Here is a 15396-nt window from a genome sequence, read left to right as displayed (position 1 = left end):
GGATGTATGCGCTACATTCTCTGCTTCATCTATGGATTGGATCTGTTCCGCTTCGGAGAGGAACAGGTTTAGAGTCAGCTGTTGATAAGCTCCGCCATCAGGATTTCCTCGGCCTGAGCTTTGCAGGTGTTCATCAGCCCCACCCACTTCATGGGATCGCTGGCTTTCAGTTCCTCGGTGGCTCCCGCTTCCTTCGCCAGCTGGGGCATCATCTGCTCCAGTCTGCTCTGGGCGGTCTCGTCGATCTCCAGAAGGTGCGGGTACAACTTCTCGCTCAGCAACATCTGGTTGTAGAGGATGGGACGATGTTCCTTCAGGTAGGTTTTCCTCATCCTGCCGTACTTGCCCAGGGGTTTCTCCGGCTGCTGGCTCAACTTCAGGTCGGGAATCAGATAGTCTCCGTTCTGGATATAGGTCATGGGATTGTTCATCTTGTTTGCTCCTTTCTTGGTTGGCTTCGCGCTCTGCATTTCGGACGGTAACGCCGATCTGCCGCAGCACCTGCTGGTTGATCTGGCTGACCGCTGTTCCCAGCGCCCCGATGGTGGACGGGGTATTGAAATCAAAGATTGCCATGAAATCTTCGTGGTCGAAGTAGCGTTCCGGCTCCAGTCCGCAGCGGGACATCAAAGCGTAAGTGATGCTGACGGTGGCTGCTGCCTTGAACTGTACTCCGATGTTAAACTCATCATATTCCTCCAAAAAGGAACCGTCAACGATATAGAAGAAGTCCTGCTGATGCTCCGTCCAATATTCCTCGGCCAGTTTTCCAGCTACCTCCGTGAGCTGTCCGGCAAGATCATCACCGGAAACATCATAGGTGCGCTCCAGCATGGCCTGCACGGAATCCAGATGGCGCTCCTCCAACTGCCACAGCCAGGGAGTGCGGGAATGTTCACGGGTTCCGGTGTCGGAAATGTCAAAGACATAACGCAGGCGAGGTCTGTCCCCGGAATCATCCACCAGAGCGATTCCCTTGGAACCGCGCCTTACATAACGGCCCATCTTTTCATTCCACAAATCGTACTCCGCACAGGCAGTGGCGTCCGGTCGCTGGGCGTAGATCATCAGCTGTTCATGGAACGGGTATTTGTAAAGTCGGGAAGCAGTGGTGAGAAACCCTGCCCATTCCTGCCAGCTCCCCGTGAGCTGCGTTGCCACCTTGTCCGCCATCTGTGCATATAGTTCAGCTTTGGTTGGCATAGTGTTCTGTCCTCCTTTCGGTTTTTGGGTAAAAGATGGGGTAGCATATTGCCACCCCATCCCTGCGATTATGGTGTTTACTGGTCAAAATCCGGGTACAATTCCAGCTCGGCAAACTCGGCATCACTCATGGCTTGGAGCTTGCCCAGTGCGCTGTCTGTCAACTCCCGCAGCTCGGTTTCCTCCGGGGCCAGCTCGCCGCGCATCTCACGCAGGCTGTCGATCAGTCCGGTGCGGCTGCCGGTATTGTAAATGCACATCAGGTTCATTTCCTCAAAAGTAAAGTTTCCCATATCAAATCTCCCTTTCCGCACTCTTTTTGGGTGCTGTCTTTTTGTGTTCCGCTTTGGGCTGGCTTTTCAGCTGATCCACAACGGATTTTTTCTTATCCCGTTCCTCCCGATGAACGGCATCAGCCAAGTCCATGAGGGAGATAGGCTGACCGCTTCGAGCCTGCTGTTCCAGCTCTGCCACCGTAGGCTCTTTTGCGCCATTGTTGATGATACCGTCGATCATGCCGTAATCGTCCTCCACGGCCATCTCTGCATTTTTCAGCGGATTTTCCGGCAGGAATCCGGGGATCTGGGTAAAACCAACACTGTCACAGTAATGACAGGATACCTTACCGTCCTGCTTGATCGCAACGATGTCACTAACACTCATAGAAGGACTGTGAAAATCCGCCGGTTTTTGCAGATTAAACTGCTCATATAGTTTTTCCAGCTGCTCCGGTACCGTGCCAGACTCCCTCAGCGGAGCGGTGTAAATGAGGTCATAATTGCTGCGGTCTACGGAAACATCATGGGACTCTAACCAGTCCAGATTCATAAAGCGCACATTCTGCGGATCGTCACGGCTCACCTGATAGATGGCAAAACAGTTTCTGTTCTGGGAGAGAAATGCCTGTTCTCGTTCCTGCTGATGTTTCTGACGCTCCATGACCTTTTCGTGGAACTGAGGGCTTTTCTCCCATTCCTCACGGTCCACACCGAAAATGCCGCCATGATCCATGATTTCCTGCGAGTCAAATACCATACTTTCCGTATTGTCCTCATGCAGCACATAGACAGTCAAACCGGCGGCATCCAGTTCCAGCGCCCGTTCTCTGGTAACAGGGAGCATCCCATCATAGGAGTATCCATATTCCTGCATATCCGGTGTAGAGACCTGCTCATCCGGCATGGGGTATTCATCCAGCGCCTGCTCTTGTGCTTCCGGCAGCTGAGAAGAAGCAGCCATCTGACTGGCCTCTGCCTGCATCTGCTGGTAGGCAGCTTCCTGCAAGGTCTCAATCATGGACAACGGTGCGTATTTTACCGAGTCTCTGCCCAAATCGTTGTCATCACAAATCTGGAGAACTGCCTTCATGCGGGAAATCTCCGGCATATCCAGCTGACCACCATCCAACTCTTTCATGGACGCGGCATCGTAAAGGGTATAGTCCCAGCCGCTGTCACAGGACTGGATATGAAGATAGGTGGCATCGTCAATCAGAAACAAAGCCTCCTGCTGGTTGGCATCCGCCCCCAGTACCTCCATTTCCGGCATTGCCGCAGCCAGTTCCTTTACCGCTTTTTGCACCAGAGGATTATCACGGTAATAGTCGATTGCCTGGATGGTGTCCAGGTCAATGGTCTGGCCGGTCAAAATCGGAAAAGGTCCTTCATAGTCGCTTCCGTCTTTCAGCTCAAAACCAATGCCCTTGATCCCGTTCATTCGTTCTGCCGGAATCTCCTGATAAATGCGGATTGCTTCCTCCAAAGACAGATTATCGTGGTATTCTCCGAGGTTTGGAAATTCCATGCACTCTGCTACATAGTAGGTCAGATCGCCGGTCGGCAGCCTATCAGATACCTTAATGGCATCTGCTGGCTGCTCTATCGGGGCGGTTTCCGACTCTGCCTTTGCATGAGGGTCGATTCCGCGCTCTTTGCAGATTTCCTTATAGTGGCGCTCAATGTCGGAGATCAAAGTGCCGGAGGTTTTGTTGATGGTCTCCAAACTGGCTCTCAACTCTTTCAGCTCTTTGCCCTGGCTCCAGCTTGCAATATAGCCGAAGCTGTTTTCTCCGGTCTCGATGCCAAAATATTTGCAGACCGCATAGGAGATGCTTTCAGCCTCCACTTCCTCCGTGTGGCGGTCTTTCCTCTGTTCTTGCAAAAACTGGGTGAGGGTAGAAAAGCCGCCAACAAAATTCAGCCCTTCTTCCTCGGTCAGCATCAGGCGTCCATCTTCCGCCAGCTCCAGCGGCTCTGTCAGCAGAACGGAACCTGCATGGTTTACAACTACTTGTTCTTCTACACAGACCGGCTCTCCGGGGTCGTAGTCAGAACCGCGCAGGTCATAGCAATAAACGCCCTCCGGCAGATTATCACGGACAATCCGCCCATTGGAGAACAGACCGGGTTTATCAAACAGCTCGATCTCCTGATATTGCTCGTCATTGGCAATCTGAATCTTTTTCTGATTGTGGAGCTTGCTGTGGGCAATCTCGTGTACTGTGGCCGAAACCGTCTGCACCTCACTCATGCCCTGACGAATGGCGATTTTCTGATGATCGGCAGAAAAATAGCCGTCCGTATCGGCGGCCATTGCTTCAAAAGTGATCGGCACCGGCGCACTGCGGCGCAGAGCCTCCATGAATGCCTCATAATTTGGCACATTGCCGGAAAGGGAGGAAGCAAGCTCAGGCAAAGGTTTCCCATCGGTCTGGCTCACATCAAAGACCTTGACCGGGCGAAACATGGGGATCTCGATTTCTTTTTCCTCTGTGACGATCTTTCCGTCTTTATCCAAAATCGGAGCCTTGGTATCCGGGTCCAGTTTCTGCTCCTCGATTTTCTTCTTATATGGTGTGGGAGCAATGATGGTAATGCCATGCTCGCCCTTTTTTACATGACGCTCAAACTGGTCTTTCCACTTATTGTATCCGGCTACCAATGTAGCGTCCGGCTTCTGCATATAGATGAGCATGGTGTTGTTTACCGAATAGCGGTGGAAGCGGGACATGACGGACAGATAGCGCATATACTTTTCACTCTCAAACAGTTCCTTGATCCCCTGCTCGATGCCATCTGTGATTTCCCTTAGCCGCTCTCGGTTGGTGGGTTTGTTCTCAGCCATGATTTTCAATCTCCTTTCCAAGTGTGTGATTTCTGCTGTGTGTTCTGCAATCCATGCCTTTTGTTCTTCTTCACTTTCATAAAGAAAAAGGTCCAACAGGTACTCTACATAGGTTTTCTTCTGGATTGCTTCCACAAAACGGGGGTGCGGTTCTTCCTCCGGTGTCCGGGGAGAATTGTCGGCCTCCCATTTTTTCAGCAGATAGTAGTAATCGGACAGTACGCGATAACACCGCTGCCGGTCCTCCCGAAACTTTTGTGCCTCTGTTTTCTGCCGGACATATCTCCTACGGGGAGGGGCCTGACTGTCATAGATCAGGCCAAAGTCCTGTGCCAATTTCTCTGCCGCTTCTTTTGGGGAGAGGTCAAAGAGCTTTGCGGTAAAGTCGATCACATCCCCATCTTCACCGCAGCCAAAGCAGTGGAACCGCTGGTCTACCTTCATGCTGGGGTTCTTATCCTCGTGAAAGGGACAGCAGGCCATACCATTTCGTTTGACCTCAATCCCATAAAACGCTGCCGCATCTCTGGTGCTGACCGACTGCTTGACCGCTTCAAATACATTCTCTGCCATGTGCCTTTAACTGTCGGACTTTCTCGCAGGGGGCTGGTATCCGGCAGCTTTCGCACGCTCACTGGCAGCTTTGCGGCGTTCTGCGCTATATGGCTCCCTGACTGATACACACCGCTTGGGGACGGTAAAGTTATGGGCGTCCTTTCGGGTGATCTGGTCGGGGTGCTTTTTTGCCAGCAGTTCCAGCTTCTCCATCAGACGGGGATCGTGGGTGTAGACCTCAGCCATTGGTTCTGCCTGGTTATAGAGGAAAATGGTTTCCCGTTCCACTAAAGAGAGCTTCATCGGCTGCCTCCTTTCCGCTGGTCAAATTCCAGCTTAAAGTTGGCGTACTGTCCATCGTCCTCCAAAACCACAGTGGCATCGTAGGTCTTGCCAGTTTTCTCAGAATATAGGCCCGTTACACGGACACGGCCATCTTTCAGCAGTGCAGACACCACAGCCTTGGTCGGCTGTTTTTTCTTGGCAGCCCACCATTTGTTATTTTTCCAGATTGCAAATTTGCAAGAATCATTCTGACAGAAGAAGCCTTTTTGCAGTTCTGCAACTTCACCGCCGCAGCGAGGGCATTTGCCTACCACATCACGGGGCGGGGAGAACAGGTACTCAGTTCCCTTGATGACCTGATAAGTTCCCACCAAGTCTTTCAGCATGGTGCTGATCCCGTCCAAAAACTCCTCTGGGGCAAGCTGCCCGCGCTCGATCTCGCCCAGTCGGTACTCCCACTCGGCAGTCAGAAGCGGCGATTGCAGTTGTTCCGGCAGAACGGTGATCAGGGAAACTGCATCGTGGGAAGGGAGAAGCTGCACCGTTTTCCTGCTCTTTTTTCGTTCCAGAAAACCGGCAGATACCAGCTTTTCCAAAATACCGGCACGGGTGGCCGGTGTCCCCAGACCCTTTCGTTCGGCATCCTCCGGCATATCCTCTTTTCCAGCAGTCTCCATCGCGGACAATAGGGTGTCCTCCGTAAAGTGCTGGGGCGGACTGCTTTTGCCTTCTTTGACGATTGCCGCAGCAACCGAAAGGGTCTGTCCTTCAGTCAGCTCCGGCAGGGCTTTCTCTGCGCCCTCTTTTTTCGGCTCCGCATCCTTCATTTTGGCACGGTAGGCGTCCTCCAGTGCTTTCCATCCGGGGTGCTTCACCGTTTTTCCTTTGGTAGTAAACTCCCCACCGGCACACGCTGCAATCACAACGGTTTCCGAATAGATATGGGGCTGGGCCACGGCACACAGCAGACGCAGGGCCACCAGCTCCAGCACCGCTTTTTCTCCCGCAGGAAGGGCAGAAAGGTCTGCATCCTTGAGATTTCTGGTAGGGATTACTGCGTGGTGGTCGGTTACTTTCTTGTCGTTGATGACCGTCTGCGGATCACAGGTAATGGCGATCCCTTTGCGAAATGGCATAGCATTGGCAACCAGATTCACCAGCACCGGCAGGCTGTCTGCCATATCACCGGTCAGATAGCGGCTGTCAGTACGGGGATAGGTGCAGAGCTTCTTTTCATACAGGCTTTGCAGATAGTCCAGGGTCTGCTGGGCTGTAAATCCAAGCAGGCGGTTGGCATCTCTTTGCAGAGTAGTCAGGTCATAGAGGGCAGGCGGCTTTTCGGATTTTTCCTTGCACTCCACTTTTTTGATTGTGACAGCTGCACCCTGACAGGCTTCTTTCAGCTGCTCTGCGCTTGCTCGGTCACTCATGCGCTCCCCGGATACGGTAAGACCGGGCAGCTCCAGCGCCACGGTATAAAAGGGAACCTGCTTAAAGGTGTCGATCTCAGCTTCTCGCTGAACAATCAGTGCCAGCGTTGGGGACATCACGCGCCCGATGTTGAGGGTGCGGTGGTACAGCACGGAAAAAAGCCTTGTGGCATTGATCCCCACCAGCCAGTCGGCCTTGGCACGGCAGAGAGCAGCATCCCGAAGTCCATCATAATCTACACCTGGGCGCAGGTTTGCAAAGCCCTCCCTTATGGCGGAGTCCTCCATCGAAGAAATCCAGAGCCTTTTCATCGGCTTTTGGCAGCCTGACAGCTCATAGACGCTGCGGAAGATCAGCTCGCCCTCGCGTCCGGCATCACAGGCATTTACCACTTCCGTCACATCCGGGGCGTTCATCAGCTTTTTGAGAATATCAAACTGCTTTTTCTTGTCCTTTCCCACCACCATCTGCCAATGCTCCGGCAGGATAGGCAGGTCATCATATCGCCACTTGGCGTACTTGGGGTCATAACTGTCTGCATCCGCAAGCCCGGCCAGATGGCCCACGCACCAGCTGACACGCCAACCGCTGCCCTCCAGATACCCGTCCTTACGGGCGGTTGCACCAATCACCGCCGACAGACTTTGTGCAACCGATGGTTTTTCAGCAATCACCAGCTTCATAATCTTCAACCTCCCATTCATTCTGCCAATTATCAGACAGTTTTTTTGCAATGCTGTGTTCTGAGGCAAGTGTAATGTCATAGCCAAAGCGATAATCATATCGGTACAACCTGCCAATCAAATCATTGATTATGATATTGCAGGCCATAATCACACGCTCTTTATCCACCTGCATCAGTTGATAGCGTTGATAATTGTTGTAATATTCTCGATGTCTGTGGGTTCTGCTGACCGTATCTTCCATCAGACAATCTATGGCATCTTTTTCACCATCTTCTTTGCTGCCCTGTGTATAAGACAACAGTTCCTTAACCATGGGAAAACTTTGTTCATCTACCGTTGCTTCTTCGCTCAAAAAACCGATATAAGCTTTTAGTAACAGGCTAACGGCTGTTTTTTCAGCTTCAGATAAAGCGTTCATGGTCTCCGCTGCATCAAGCAACAGCTCCTTTTCCACAAATTCATCTATCTCACCAGAATAAAGCATTCGGATTGAGTCCACACATAAAGAGCGCTTTTGGGGTGCGGTCTCAATTTCAAAATCATAAAGATCCAAGTCATCGTCCTTCTTTGACTTTTTTTGAACTTTGCTGATAGCAGTGAAAAGAATGTCTCCTCCAAAGTAAATTCCGAAGGCGACCAGATCAAAAATAATCAGAAAGTGTAATAACCAGTTCCAGGTGTTCATTGTGAGGTCCTCCTTTCTTTGACCATGTGCTGCTGATTTTGGGTGTGGATTTACAGTAAGAGAGTGAATAGAGCAGCAGAGGACAGGAATTTCTCCCTGTCCTCTGTCCCTTATCCCGCAATGATTTGAAATACGCTACGCTCAAATAGTTCAATCTGCTCTATCGCGTTCCTCATTAGGGTCAGAACCCTCAAAACCATCCTCAAGGACTTCCTCATCTTCGGTTTCCCATTCCTCGGAATCTTCCTCGCCATAATCATAATCGTCCAGGCTGTCATTGCCCTTGGTCTTAGGCTTATTCTTAACGAGCTTCAAGTAGGCAAATACGCCACCGCCGCCCAGCAGAGCCAGCAGAAGGATCAGGGCAGCCGGGTTCAGTCCGGCAGGCTTCTCTTTTTCCGGCTCCGGTGTTTCTGCCGGAGGTTCCGGTGCTTTGCCCGTACATTTGCTCATATCGGTTGCACAGACCGGGCAGGCCGTATTGACTGTCCCTGTTTCACATTTTGTCGAACAGCTGCACACAGCAGGCGGCTCCTCTTTGGGTTTTCCATCTTCCATCAGTGCCATCAGGTCCGCTTCATCCACCTGGTTCAGAAAGTGAACAGCAGTCTTTTTATCTTCGTTGGCCCTGTCGATCAGGATATAAAAATAGTTGCCTGCCTTGGTGGTAACGGTAATGAGCTGCTTGTTGCCACCAAAATCATCCACCAGAGCGGCGTTGCCATCCGGGGTCAGCGGAGGTGCTTTTTCCGTTTCTTCCACCACCACATTGCTGTCATTGGTGGTATCCTCTGCCGGGGGCGGCGCTGCGCCCTGGGCAAAAGCGGGAACAGTAAAGCCCGATGCCAGAACCAGCGTCAGGCAAAGGGCGGAAAGTGTTCGGAGCAATCGTTTATTCCTCATAGCTGTTTTCCTCCTGTTCGTTGTTGTCATCCACCATACTGCCGGAAACTGTGCCGCCGGACAGCATGGCGCTCAGCTGGGCAGGGGTCATACGCAAAGCGCGCACCATCTGGACGATCTCCAGATTTTCTGCCTCGATTTTCTGTGCCTCCAGCGCCTTGAGCTTTTCCTGATATTCTGCGATCTTCTCGCGGACCTTTGTAATCTCCTGGTCAATGCGTTCAATTTTGTTCTTTGCCATCGTCTATCACTCCTTCTAAAAAATCTCTGTTACCAGTTCATCAGGCCGTAGCCCTTGATACTCTGATAATTCAGGTCATAACTTTTGATCTTGCAGGCATCGCCGGAATTTCCCTCCACGGTATAAACACGGCTGCCATCGGTGCCGACAACAATTCCCACATGGTCTGCGGAACCATCCAGATCCCAATCGAAGAAAATGGCATCACCGGGGGCAATGTTTTCATATCCTCGTGCGCCCCACTGTCCATGAGACTGGAACCACGGAACACCCTGAGACTGACAACCAGCAAAGCGTGGTTCCGTTCGACCGGATTGACCATAGCACCATGATACAAAGCAGGCACACCATTCCACACGGGAGTCAAAGCCGTACCAGCTCCAATAAGGTTGTCCTCCCACATTGCCCACCTGACTTTTCGCCAGTTCCACCAGCTGCGGATTGCCGGGGCGGGAGCCATTGATAAATTCAACACCAGTCAAATCTTCAGAAACACCTGTATCGGGGGAACCGCCACCAAATAACAGCGGCTTATTGCCCATAGTCTGTCGGTAGACCTGGTACATCTCCATCTGCTCCGGAGTCAGTAGTTCTGGCGCAAGAGAGGCAATGGAACGGCTTGTTAAAGTTACATGGAGAATACGATATTCATATTCATGCTCATCCCCGTCTTCGTCAGTGTAAGTGCGAATCTGAATTTCTTCTCTCAGCGTGAGCTGATACTGTGCATCAAACACACGACTCAACTCTGCCTGTGCGCTGTGGCGTGTATAGCCTTGCAAGACAGCAGAGAGAACTGCCGCCAGCTCATGGGGGTCATGGCCAATCATATCCAGGTTATAGCGATACTCGTCATACCCTGGGTGGCTGCTTTCGATGTTGTCGATTTTCTCCTGCAACCGAGCTTCTCTGTCTGCATAATCTGCCTCCACCGCCAGCATTTCCGGGTCATCCGATGGATAGGTAGTGCCGGAAATTACAGAACCAATACTCTGTGCCATCATAGAGCAGGAGGACATGGTATTCATCAGCATACAGACGATGAGGAACAAAACCCCTGCGATCAGGAAGCCCTTCTTGTGGCGCATGACGAATGCCCCTGCCTGCTGTGCCTTTTCTTTTACCGTCCTTGCGGCTTTTCCGGTTTTGGACGCAGCCTGGGCGGTATTTCCGGCAGTCTGACCGGTGCGCTTGGCGACGGCATACTGCTTTTTGATACTCTGTTTTTGCTGCCAGCGGGAGAGAGGGTTGCTGGCAAACTGAGGATTTTCCCGTAGGGACTTCTGGTACAGGGCATTTACATTTGCCTTTTCCAGCTTCTGCTCGGCCTGGGCTGCTTTGCGGTACGGCTTCAGCTTGTGGCTGCGATAGCCCTCCCGCACCAGATAAGCGCTGGTCTCCACCGCCTCCTCGGACTTGTGGGCGCTTTCCACACCCACATTGTCCTGTTCTGTTTCCCGGATCTCTTTGTGAAACTTGCCCGCGACCAGATGGACGGGAGCTTCCTTAACCCCTTGAGAAAGTTTGGAAGGTGGTTTTTTCTTGTCCTCAAAGGTCAGCTTCGAGGTCTTTTTCCCGGTGTCCGGGTCAATGACCGTCTGTCTGACTTTTTTCTTTGGAATATTGGCCTGCGCCTTATCTGCTCTGGCCGTAGCTTTCTCCGTTTTGCGGATCGGCTTTTCCAGTGCAGGGTCAGCCCGTTCCTCATCAGTAAAGCGCAGGCGCGGCTCTTTATTCAAACCAATCACCCATTAGGATAGCATCCATCATGTGGTGCAGCTCCACATAGAGGGCCAAACCTTCCGGATCATATAGCGGATGCACGGTGAGATACGCATGGACTTGCGCCAGAATCTCAGAGAGCATTGTGATAGGTCTGCACCCTACAATGGTTGCTGCACCAGGGGCACACATCATATTCGCCCAAATCGAAAAGAGACGGGCAAGACCAATTTCGCCATCCTCATTCAAGGTTTTGAGTTCTTTGTCAGCGGTACGACACTCAACAACAGCGGAGGCCATTACCGGAAGCAACATGAATTCGTGAGCCTCCAATGCCTCACGGAAAAAAATCATGGTATCAAGTTCGCAAATATTCTGTTTCATAGTTATTCATCCTCCTTTTTCAGTTCCTGGGGTTTGGTGGTCATAATGCGGTAAAGCTCAGTATTCTTCGGGAAGTGGTCAACGAAGGGCAGGATGGTGGAGCCATAGAACAGCAGGCCCTCGCCCTCACCGGAGTGGGTCACATAGCTAAGCTGGTGCGTGGAAATGCCCAGCTGCTTGGCGAGAATCTGACGGTCTCCGCCTGCCTGGTTGAGCATATACACGAAGTCGGAGTTTTCAAAGATGTTCTCCACCTCGCGGCTGCTCAAAAGGTCTTTGACATTCTGGGTGATACCTGTCGGAATACCGCCCCATTTGCGGAATCGCTTCCAGATTTCCACCGTATAAGCGGCGGTCTGCTCCTCCTTCAAAAGCAGGTGCATCTCGTCGATGTAATAACGGGTGGACTTGTGGGCAGCGCGGTTAATGGTAACGCGGTTCCACACCTGATCCTGGACCACCAACATACCGATTTTCTTGAGTTGCTTGCCCAGCTCCTTAATGTCATAGCAGACAATGCGGTTATTGATGTCCACATTGCTCTGGTGGTTGAACACATTGAGGGAGCCGGTTACATAGATTTCAAGGGCCGTGGCGATATACTGGGCTTCCTTTTCCTCCTGTGAACGGAGCAGGTTATATAGGTCCTCCAGTATGGGCATATTCTCCGGGCGCGGGTCATTGAGGTAGGTCTGATAGACCAGACGCACACAACGGTCGATGATGGTTTTCTGCACCGGCTGCAATCCGTCCTTACCGCCCACGATCAGCTCACACAAGCTGAGGATAAAGTCAGACTTGAGGGACAGCGGGCTTTCATCATCCGAATAGTCCAGATTCAGATCCATCGGATTGATGTAGTTGGTTGAGGTAGGCGAGATCTTGATGACCTGCCCATGCAGACGCTCCACCAGAGGTGCGTACTCCGCTTCCGGGTCACAGATGATGACATCATCATTGGTAAGCAAAAAGCAGTTGGCAATCTCACGCTTGGCGCTGAAAGACTTACCGGAACCCGGCGTACCCAAAATCAAGCCGTTGGGGTTTTTCAGCAGCTTTCTATCCACCATGATGAGGTTGTTGGACAGGGCATTGATGCCGTAGTACAGCGCTTCCTTGCCGTTCTGGAATAATTCCTGTGTGGTGAATGGTACAAAGATAGCCGTAGAACTGGTGGTCAGCCCTCGCTGAATCTCGATCTGATTGAGTCCCAGGGGCAGACAGCTCATCAGCCCTTCTTCCTGCTGGAAGTCCAGTCTGGTCAGCTGGCAGTTATACTTCTGGGCAATAGAGCCTGCCTGAAAGATGTTGTTGCCAAGCTGACGGGGGGTGTCCGCTGTGTTCAGCACCAAAAAGGAGACCAGGAACATTCTCTCGTTTCGGCTCTGCAAATCCTGCAACAGCTTTTTCGCTTCGCTGCCGTAGGTGGCAAGGTCAGAAGGAATGATGTCCATGTCGTATCCGGCGCGGACTGCTTTTTTCTGTTCCTCAATCTTACTGCGGTCCAGGTCGGTAATCTTGCGCTTTACCGTTTTGATGGCTTTCACCTGATCCACCGACTGAATGTGCATACTCACAATGAGCGAGCTTTCCATATCCAGAAAATCAGCCAGCAGACGGTCATTCAGCTCCGGTGCAAGGATCTGCAAAAAAGAAACAGCCCCGTATTTCTTGCCCATACGGAACTGCTTGCCGGTGCGGAACTCAAAGGAGCTTGGTGCAATAAAATCTTTTGTGGACAGACCGGAAGGAGCCAGCCAATCCCATTCAAACTGAAACGGGAGCTGTTCATCCATGTGGAATACCGCATGAAGCTGGGAAAGCCTTTCCTTACCGTCCAGTGTCCTGGCAGCTACACCAAGACGCTTGAAGTTATTGAGTATATCAGTCTCAATACGCTCCAGACGGGGCTTGGCGGCTTTGATGCTGTCAGCGTCAATACCAAAGGTCAGGTATTTGGTCTTGATGAGACCGTTGTTGCCTCTGGCCAGCTGATTTTGCAGCATCGTGGTGTATTCCTCACGGATACTGTCAAAGGCATCCCCCTGGGGCGGGATGGAAATGGAGTTGGCAAAGGTCTCCTCCGATGCCGCAAGGTTCAAAAAAGACAGCTGGAAATGAATCGAGCTGTCGAAATAATTGAGGAAATCACACCAGCCCTCAAAGATCGCGGTCTTATCTTCATTTTGGGAGAGCTGATAGTTGATGTCCTGAAACTGAATGGTCTTTGTGTAGTGGTTGTCCGATACACGGCAGATCCCGTCCGGCCACATCCGTTCATAGGGGATACTGTCCTGTGCCGATTTTCCTTTTTTGTCCGTGCGGTTGGCGCGGGCAATGGCCGCTTCAATCTGCTTCTTATCGGCGCGGGACAGCTTTTTCTTTGTCTTTACCGGCTGCACGGTCTTTTCTTCCGGTTTTCCCAGCAGACGGCGCAGCCAGCTTTTCATTGCGGTGAACAATGTCATACACCTCCTTATCGAGCATTTCCTGCCGCTTTAATACGGCATAAAAGTTATTGGTCTGGTAGGGACGCTGCTTGGGACGGATCACAGCTACTTTGAGAATGTTGCCCACGATCTTTTCAAGGGGCTGTCCATGCTTTTCGTACATAGCCAGCATAAAGAAGGGCAGCATAACCAGCATCATACACATAGCCGCTACACTGTTTCCGGTAGGTTTTCTGAGCAAAAAGAAAAGCGGTACGCCAATAAGCGCTCCGCCCGTGAAGCAGGTAAGCTGCCGCTTGGTCAGATTGAACATGACCTTTGTTTTGACTTTTGTTAAGTCCTTGGGTACGGGTACATAAGCCAATGTGGGAACCTCCTTCCGTTTTAATGCGCCTGAAAGACTGATTTTGCGAGGCTGCCGGTTTTGAATAGTGTAAAGCACAGCAGTACGGTGTAGCCCACGCAGCTCCAGATCGCCATGATGATGTCATCTTCCAGAGCGATGTTCTGCACCAGCACAGCATAAATTGCCACGCAGACGATAATGAGAAACGCCTGAAAGCCCAGCGCCAGCAGGGATCGGAGGTAATTCTGTCCCATACCGCCCCATTCTTTACCCATCATTGCAGCCATTGGAACGGGAGCCACCGAAGTCACAAGGTAAATCTCGATCATACGGCCATAAATAACGATAAAGATACAGATATACAACGCCCACATGGTAATGCCAATAAAGAGGGATTGGAACCACAGTCCGAACAGCGGTCCCAGATCCATTTCCATCAGCCTCGGTTCCAGATCGGTCATAACTGAGGAAATGTCAATGGACGCATCCGAATTGATAATCCCTGCCGCCTGCGCCACCACGCTCTGCGCCATATCAAAGACGCCCATCACGATATTCCATGTGTTTGTGACAATGAGGATGGCAGCAGCTGATTTGAACACCCACTTGAAAATCATCCAGGTATCCACATCATGCAGGTTGTTCTTGTCTGCAATCATCTGGATCAGGTCTACGGTCATCACGATAGCCAGAATCACACCTGCAATCGGCACCATGATGGAGTTGGACAGATTCTCAATCATGCTGAAAATATTGCCATTCCATCCCTGTGGAGTCTGGCCTACCTGTACGGATATATCCGCGACCTGCTGATTTACACTGTCAAACATCCCCGAAAGGTTGCTCATAATGCCGCCCACCAGCATTTCTTTCAGCCAATTTGTCAGGGCTTCAAGTAAGAAATCCATACGGTGTCAACCTCCTTTCCGCCGCCCCCGCAAAGCTGCGGGAGCGGCAAGGATTTCATACGGAGACGCTTAGACAGAGAAAAGCCCGGAGAGCAGAGGTACAAGGACCATGCCTACCACGGCTACACCAGCACCGGCCATGAGCTGCTTCATGCCCTGGCTCTTGGCGCCGGGGTTGTCGTTGCCGTAACCTTCCAGCAGGTTGATAACGCCCCAGATACCGAGACCGGCACCGAGCGCGATAACGAGGGTCTGAAGAACGGTGATTGCCTGTTCAAAAAATGCCATATAGTTTGTTAGCCGGAATCTGATTAAAAAATAGGTTTGTCATGTTTCATAGGCATACAAAAGCCGGAACAATCTGCCGCCCGGTTTCCGGGGGCATGATTCCGGCTGTCCTCCTTTTTCATTATTTTTTCTCGCGATTGTCCGCTTTGTACGCCAATGGCCCATAGAGGGCAGATGCGGCGAATA

15 protein-coding genes are annotated in these 15396 nt (G+C 51.6%); 1 reads left to right on the top strand and 14 read right to left on the bottom strand.

All coding sequences use genetic code 11. The features are described from left to right. Positions 1-74: 74 nt before the first annotated feature. A complete protein-coding gene (locus tag I2H39_RS29295) occupies positions 75-431 on the bottom strand; it encodes a TnpV protein (protein WP_081016879.1) in 357 nt (118 codons plus the stop codon). Between I2H39_RS29295 and I2H39_RS29290 the strand changes: the two genes are divergently transcribed. Next, positions 418-1185, top strand: a complete 768-nt coding sequence (locus I2H39_RS29290; protein ID WP_243281824.1) for a hypothetical protein — start codon at positions 418-420, stop codon at positions 1183-1185. The genes I2H39_RS29295 and I2H39_RS29290 overlap by 14 nt on opposite strands. 95 nt (positions 1186-1280) lie before the next feature. Here the strand turns inward: I2H39_RS29290 and I2H39_RS19415 are convergent, their stop codons facing one another. From I2H39_RS19415 to I2H39_RS19355, 13 genes are all read right to left on the bottom strand, one after another. Next, a complete protein-coding gene (locus tag I2H39_RS19415) occupies positions 1281-1496 on the bottom strand; it encodes a transposon-transfer assisting family protein (RefSeq protein ID WP_002576226.1) in 216 nt (71 codons plus the stop codon). Position 1497: 1 nt separating this feature from the next. After that, positions 1498-4899: an LPD28 domain-containing protein gene (locus I2H39_RS19410; RefSeq protein ID WP_195627326.1), complete on the bottom strand. Its 3402-nt coding sequence runs from the start codon at positions 4897-4899 to the stop codon at positions 1498-1500. Positions 4900-4905: 6 nt separating this feature from the next. Further along, a complete protein-coding gene (locus tag I2H39_RS19405; RefSeq protein ID WP_195627325.1) occupies positions 4906-5184 on the bottom strand; it encodes an immunoglobulin in 279 nt (92 codons plus the stop codon). Further along, positions 5181-7280 (bottom strand): type IA DNA topoisomerase, encoded by a 2100-nt coding sequence (locus tag I2H39_RS19400; protein WP_195627324.1) that lies wholly within the window; start codon positions 7278-7280, stop codon positions 5181-5183. The genes I2H39_RS19405 and I2H39_RS19400 overlap by 4 nt, the downstream gene beginning before the upstream one ends. Beyond that, entirely contained in the window at positions 7261-7968 is a 708-nt protein-coding gene (locus I2H39_RS19395) for a hypothetical protein (RefSeq protein ID WP_009298984.1), read from the bottom strand. The genes I2H39_RS19400 and I2H39_RS19395 overlap by 20 nt, the downstream gene beginning before the upstream one ends. 150 nt (positions 7969-8118) lie before the next feature. Next, positions 8119-8871 carry a DUF4366 domain-containing protein gene (locus I2H39_RS19390; RefSeq protein WP_009298983.1) on the bottom strand — a complete coding sequence of 251 codons (753 nt, stop codon included), beginning with the start codon at positions 8869-8871 and terminating at the stop codon, positions 8119-8121. After that, positions 8861-9112 (bottom strand): DUF4315 family protein, encoded by a 252-nt coding sequence (locus I2H39_RS19385; RefSeq protein WP_008723337.1) that lies wholly within the window; start codon positions 9110-9112, stop codon positions 8861-8863. The genes I2H39_RS19390 and I2H39_RS19385 overlap by 11 nt, the downstream gene beginning before the upstream one ends. Positions 9113-9141: 29 nt before the next feature. Further along, a complete protein-coding gene (locus I2H39_RS19380) occupies positions 9142-10851 on the bottom strand; it encodes a CHAP domain-containing protein (protein WP_118583039.1) in 1710 nt (569 codons plus the stop codon). Beyond that, positions 10844-11218, bottom strand: coding sequence for a DUF3851 family protein (locus I2H39_RS19375; protein ID WP_002569211.1), 375 nt, complete (start codon positions 11216-11218; stop codon positions 10844-10846). The genes I2H39_RS19380 and I2H39_RS19375 overlap by 8 nt, the downstream gene beginning before the upstream one ends. A 2-nt stretch (positions 11219-11220) precedes the next feature. After that, a complete protein-coding gene (locus tag I2H39_RS19370; protein ID WP_195627371.1) occupies positions 11221-13620 on the bottom strand; it encodes a VirB4-like conjugal transfer ATPase, CD1110 family in 2400 nt (799 codons plus the stop codon). Continuing rightward, positions 13577-14032: a PrgI family protein gene (locus I2H39_RS19365; RefSeq protein ID WP_195627323.1), complete on the bottom strand. Its 456-nt coding sequence runs from the start codon at positions 14030-14032 to the stop codon at positions 13577-13579. Before I2H39_RS19365 ends, I2H39_RS19370 begins: the two co-directional genes overlap by 44 nt. A 20-nt stretch (positions 14033-14052) precedes the next feature. Further along, a complete protein-coding gene (locus tag I2H39_RS19360) occupies positions 14053-14922 on the bottom strand; it encodes a VirB6/TrbL-like conjugal transfer protein, CD1112 family (protein ID WP_118020467.1) in 870 nt (289 codons plus the stop codon). Between the two features lie 69 nt (positions 14923-14991). Beyond that, entirely contained in the window at positions 14992-15210 is a 219-nt protein-coding gene (locus tag I2H39_RS19355; protein ID WP_003525154.1) for a Maff2 family mobile element protein, read from the bottom strand. Positions 15211-15396: the final 186 nt, after the last annotated feature.

This window comes from Clostridium sp. 1001283B150225_161107_B6 (assembly GCF_015556325.1).
Classification (GTDB): Bacteria; Bacillota; Clostridia; order Lachnospirales; family Lachnospiraceae; genus Enterocloster.
Note: the sequence above shows the minus strand (reverse complement) of the source record. Positions and strands in the feature narration are given on the sequence as shown.

What these genes read in the sequence shown, in the direction of transcription:
- I2H39_RS29290 (WP_243281824.1), top strand. Translation starts at nt 418, where the DNA reads ATGGGATTGTTCATCTTGTTTGCTCCTTTCTTGGTTGGCTTCGCGCTC.
- I2H39_RS29295 (WP_081016879.1), bottom strand. Translation starts at nt 431, where the DNA reads ATGAACAATCCCATGACCTATATCCAGAACGGAGACTATCTGATTCCC.
- I2H39_RS19415 (WP_002576226.1), bottom strand. Translation starts at nt 1,496, where the DNA reads ATGGGAAACTTTACTTTTGAGGAAATGAACCTGATGTGCATTTACAAT.
- I2H39_RS19410 (WP_195627326.1), bottom strand. Translation starts at nt 4,899, where the DNA reads ATGGCAGAGAATGTATTTGAAGCGGTCAAGCAGTCGGTCAGCACCAGA.
- I2H39_RS19405 (WP_195627325.1), bottom strand. Translation starts at nt 5,184, where the DNA reads ATGAAGCTCTCTTTAGTGGAACGGGAAACCATTTTCCTCTATAACCAG.
- I2H39_RS19400 (WP_195627324.1), bottom strand. Translation starts at nt 7,280, where the DNA reads ATGAAGCTGGTGATTGCTGAAAAACCATCGGTTGCACAAAGTCTGTCG.
- I2H39_RS19395 (WP_009298984.1), bottom strand. Translation starts at nt 7,968, where the DNA reads ATGAACACCTGGAACTGGTTATTACACTTTCTGATTATTTTTGATCTG.
- I2H39_RS19390 (WP_009298983.1), bottom strand. Translation starts at nt 8,871, where the DNA reads ATGAGGAATAAACGATTGCTCCGAACACTTTCCGCCCTTTGCCTGACG.
- I2H39_RS19385 (WP_008723337.1), bottom strand. Translation starts at nt 9,112, where the DNA reads ATGGCAAAGAACAAAATTGAACGCATTGACCAGGAGATTACAAAGGTC.
- I2H39_RS19375 (WP_002569211.1), bottom strand. Translation starts at nt 11,218, where the DNA reads ATGAAACAGAATATTTGCGAACTTGATACCATGATTTTTTTCCGTGAG.
- I2H39_RS19360 (WP_118020467.1), bottom strand. Translation starts at nt 14,922, where the DNA reads ATGGATTTCTTACTTGAAGCCCTGACAAATTGGCTGAAAGAAATGCTG.
- I2H39_RS19355 (WP_003525154.1), bottom strand. Translation starts at nt 15,210, where the DNA reads ATGGCATTTTTTGAACAGGCAATCACCGTTCTTCAGACCCTCGTTATC.